Origin of the sequence: Mesorhizobium sp. M7A.F.Ca.CA.004.06.1.1, from assembly GCF_003999135.1 — a bacterium.
GTDB lineage: Bacteria > Pseudomonadota > Alphaproteobacteria > Rhizobiales > Rhizobiaceae > Mesorhizobium.
On sequence record NZ_RZPQ01000639.1, the window covers coordinates 1 to 3,449 of the forward strand.

Sequence of the window (3,449 nt, forward strand, 5' to 3'; positions counted from 1 at the left end):
GGGTGCCACGTCATTGACCAGCCGCTCGCCGATGCGGATCTCGCCGCCGGAAGCCTCCTCCAGCCCGGCGATCATGCGCAAGAGCGTGGACTTGCCGCAGCCTGACGGCCCAACCAGGACGACGAACTCGCCATCGGCGATTTCAAGGTCGACCGCGTGCAGGACGCGGACGGCGCCATAGTCCTTGCGGACGTTTTCGAGCGTAACAGAGGCCATCGATCTATCCTTTGACGGCGCCGGCGGTAAGGCCGGTGACGAGATAGCGTTGCAGGAAGGCGAAGAAGATACAGACCGGGATCAGCGCCAGGATGGACGCCGCCATCATCTGTCCCCAGTCGACGGCGAACTTGCCGATGAAGGTGAGCAAGCCGACGGCAAAGGTCTTCTGGTCGTCGCTGGAAATCAGCATCAGCGCGAACAGAAGCTCGCTCCAGGCGGCGGTGAAGACGAAGCCGAGCGTGGCGCCCATGCCGGGCAGCGTCAGCGGCACGATCACCTTGCGCATGGCCTGCGCGCGGGTGCAGCCGTCGATCATCGCGGCCTCTTCCAAATCCTTGGGGATGCCGTCGAAGAACGACTGCATCAGGAAGGTGGCAAAGGCCGTGTTGAAGGCGGTGTAGATGATGATCAGCCCGGTCAGGCTGTTGATCAGGCCGATCTGCCCCATCACGCGGTAGATCGGCGGAATGACCATCACCAGCGGAAAAGTCTGGGTGAGCAGCAACATCAGCGCCAGGGCTGCCTTGCCGCGAAAGGTGAAGCGCGACATGGCATAGCCGGCGAGCGTGGCGATGATCGTCACCAGTGCCGCCGTCGAGACCGAGACGATGACGCTGTTGAGGAAATAGCGCGGGAAATCGGTGGCCTCGAGCACGGTAACGAAGTTTTGCAGTGTCATGTGCGACGGCCAGAAGGTGATGCCTTCGGAATAGAGCAGCCGCTCCGGCGTGACCGAGATCTTCAGCGTCCAGTAGATCGGGAACAGGGCAAACAGCACGTAAGCCGCGATTGCCGCGTAGAGGCCGATGCCGCCGAAGAAGCGCTGCGAGGTTGAACGTCCTGCTATCATCAGACGTGCCTCACCAACGTGCGGCGGATGCCGATCAGCGCAATCGCATAGGCGATGAGCAGAACGAGCAGCAGCACCGCCACCGCCGAGGCATAGCCCTTGTCCAGCGATTTGAAGGCGCTGACATAGATGTAGACCGGCACCGTGTTGGTCGAGCCGGCCGGTCCGCCCTCCGTCATGACGAAGATCAGGTCGGCGAAGGTGACGATCCAGATGGTGCGCAACATCACAGTGATGGCGATGGTCGGCGCCAGGAACGGCAGCGTCACCTTGGTGAAGCGCTGCCATGGCGAAGCGCCGTCGATGGCCGCTGCCTCATGCAGTTCCGACGGAATGGATTTCAGCGCCGCCAAAAGCGTGATGGCGAAGAACGGAATGCCGAACCAGATATTGGCGACGATCGGCCCCCACATGGCGGTGGCGGGATCGGAAAGCACATTGGTCGGTTCGGCCTTCAGCCCCAGTGCAAACAGCCAGTGCGGCAACGGGCCGATGATCGGATTGAACAGCCAGGCCCAGGTCAGGCCCGACAGGAAGGACGGCACAGCCCAGGGCAGGAACACCAGGGCTTGCACAGCCTTGCGGCCGCGAAACGGCTTGTCGAGCAGCAGCGCCAGGCCAAGGCCGAGGAAGAACTGGAAGAACAGGCTGGCGACCGTCCACCACAACGTGTTGACCAGTGCCTGCCCCAGCACCTGATCCGACAGCATCGCCTGATACTGTCCAAGCCCGACATATTCCGATTTGAACGCCGAGAACTTACGGAAGGAGTAGCTGATGCCGATGACCAGCGGCACCAGCAGCACCACGACCAGAAGGATGATCGCCGGGCTGAGATACAGCCATGGTTCGATAGCGGCATGCGACAGCCGCTTCTTTCGCGGCTGGCCTGCGGATCGGATTTCAGACACGGCATAAGTCATTGGGTGCTAAATCGTCTCCTGGAGGAGCGCCGGAATTGGCGACAAGCGTCCTTCTCCCCGTTCACGGGGAGAAGATGCCGGCAGGCAGATGAGGGGCAGCGCGAACCTATCGAGGCATAGCGCCGCCCCTCATCCGGCCCTATCGGGCCACCTTCTCCCCGTAAACGGGGAGAAGGGAAGAAAAACTACTTCTTGTTCTTCGCCAGCCAGTCCTGCTGTTCCTTGGTCAGGAAGGCAGCCCATTGGTCGGCGACGTCCTTGGCCGTCTTCTGGCCAAGCAGCACTTCCTGGAAATTCTTGATCGCCACCTGGTCGACGAAATTGCCGAGGTTCTCCAGATGCGTCGGCGGGGTGACCATTTCATATTTGGAGCTGTCGCTGAGCTCCGTGAACCAGCCCTTGAACTGCTCCGTCTTGAAATGGGGATCCTGGTCGGCGCCGTTGTGGATCGGAACGACGCCGACTTCCTTGGCCCATTCCAGATTGTCCTTCGGCGACAGAAGCGTCGCCATCAGCTTCCAGGCGTCGTCCTTGTGCTGCGAGTTGGCAAACATCGCCCAGCCGGCATAGCCCAGCGTCGGATAGGATTTGCCGCTCGGCCCGACCGGCAAAGGCGCCACGGCGAAATCGTCGGCGCTCATCTTGTCGGCGATGCCGAGCAGCGCGTCCGGATCCTGGTTGAGCATGGCACAGGTGCCGGAATAGAAGCCGGTGACCGTTTCATTGAAACCCCAACTCACGGCATCCTTCGGCGCCAGTCCGTCCTTGTACATGTCGGCCAGCATCTGCAGGCCCTTGACCGAGCCTTCTTCGTTGATCGTCGAAGTGCCGTCCTCGTTGAAGTAGCCGCCCTTGCCGGCAGCAATGTTCATGAACATGTGCATGCCGTTGAAGGCGCCCGGCCCGCCGCGCAGGCAGTAGCCGTACTTCCCCGGGAGCGCGGAAATCTTCTTGGAATCGGCGATGAAATCGTCGAGCGTCGCCGGCGGTCCGTCGAGGCCGGCCTCCTTGAACAGCTTCTTGTTCCAGAACAGCGCGTTCACATAGTAGCCGTAGGGGATCATGAACTGGGTGTTGTTGACGGTCGAGCCGAACTGCTTGGCGCGGTCGCCCAGCGTCTTGGCATCATCCCATTTGGCCATATACGGTCCGAGATCCTCGAGCTGGGCATTGTTGGCATAGAGGCCCATCCAGCGTTCCGGCATTTCGACGATGTCAGGCGTATCGCCGGCCTGCACCATGGTCAGGAATTTCTCGAACGCCTGGCCCCAGGGCAGCGAGATAAGCTCGACCTTGATGCCCGGATTGGCGGTTTCGAACTCGGCGATCTGCTTCTTCAGGAATTCGGTGCGCGGCGGGCTGGTGATGACTTCGACCATTTTCAGTGTCGAGTCGGCCACGGCATTTCCGGCGGAAATCGCCAGCCCCGCAACGGTGGCCAGCATGACGGTCAGTTT

Annotated in this window: 4 protein-coding genes; all 4 read right to left on the minus strand. The window is 61.4% G+C overall.

What is annotated here, in order from left to right:
* On the minus strand, positions 1–216 hold a 216-nt coding region (locus EN906_RS27435), incomplete at its 3' end, for an ATP-binding cassette domain-containing protein (protein WP_164777397.1).
* A 4-nt stretch (positions 217–220) separates the two neighbouring features.
* Positions 221–1,069 carry a carbohydrate ABC transporter permease gene (locus tag EN906_RS27440; protein WP_027036797.1) on the minus strand — a complete coding sequence of 283 codons (849 nt, stop codon included), beginning with the start codon at positions 1,067–1,069 and terminating at the stop codon, positions 221–223.
* Positions 1,069–1,992, minus strand: a complete 924-nt coding sequence (locus EN906_RS27445; protein WP_127270752.1) for a sugar ABC transporter permease — start codon at positions 1,990–1,992, stop codon at positions 1,069–1,071. Before EN906_RS27445 ends, EN906_RS27440 begins: the two co-directional genes overlap by 1 nt.
* Positions 1,993–2,177: 185 nt before the next feature.
* The gene (locus EN906_RS27450; protein WP_127375506.1) at positions 2,178–3,437 is read right to left on the minus strand and encodes a sugar ABC transporter substrate-binding protein; all 1,260 of its coding nucleotides are present in this window, start codon (positions 3,435–3,437) and stop codon (positions 2,178–2,180) included.
* Positions 3,438–3,449: the final 12 nt, after the last annotated feature.

Excerpts from the sequence above, each read along its gene's own strand:
- EN906_RS27450 (WP_127375506.1), bottom strand. The coding sequence starts at position 3,437 with ATGCTGGCCACCGTTGCGGGGCTGGCGATTTCCGCCGGAAATGCCGTG.
- EN906_RS27440 (WP_027036797.1), bottom strand. The coding sequence starts at position 1,069 with ATGATAGCAGGACGTTCAACCTCGCAGCGCTTCTTCGGCGGCATCGGC.
- EN906_RS27445 (WP_127270752.1), bottom strand. The coding sequence starts at position 1,992 with ATGACTTATGCCGTGTCTGAAATCCGATCCGCAGGCCAGCCGCGAAAG.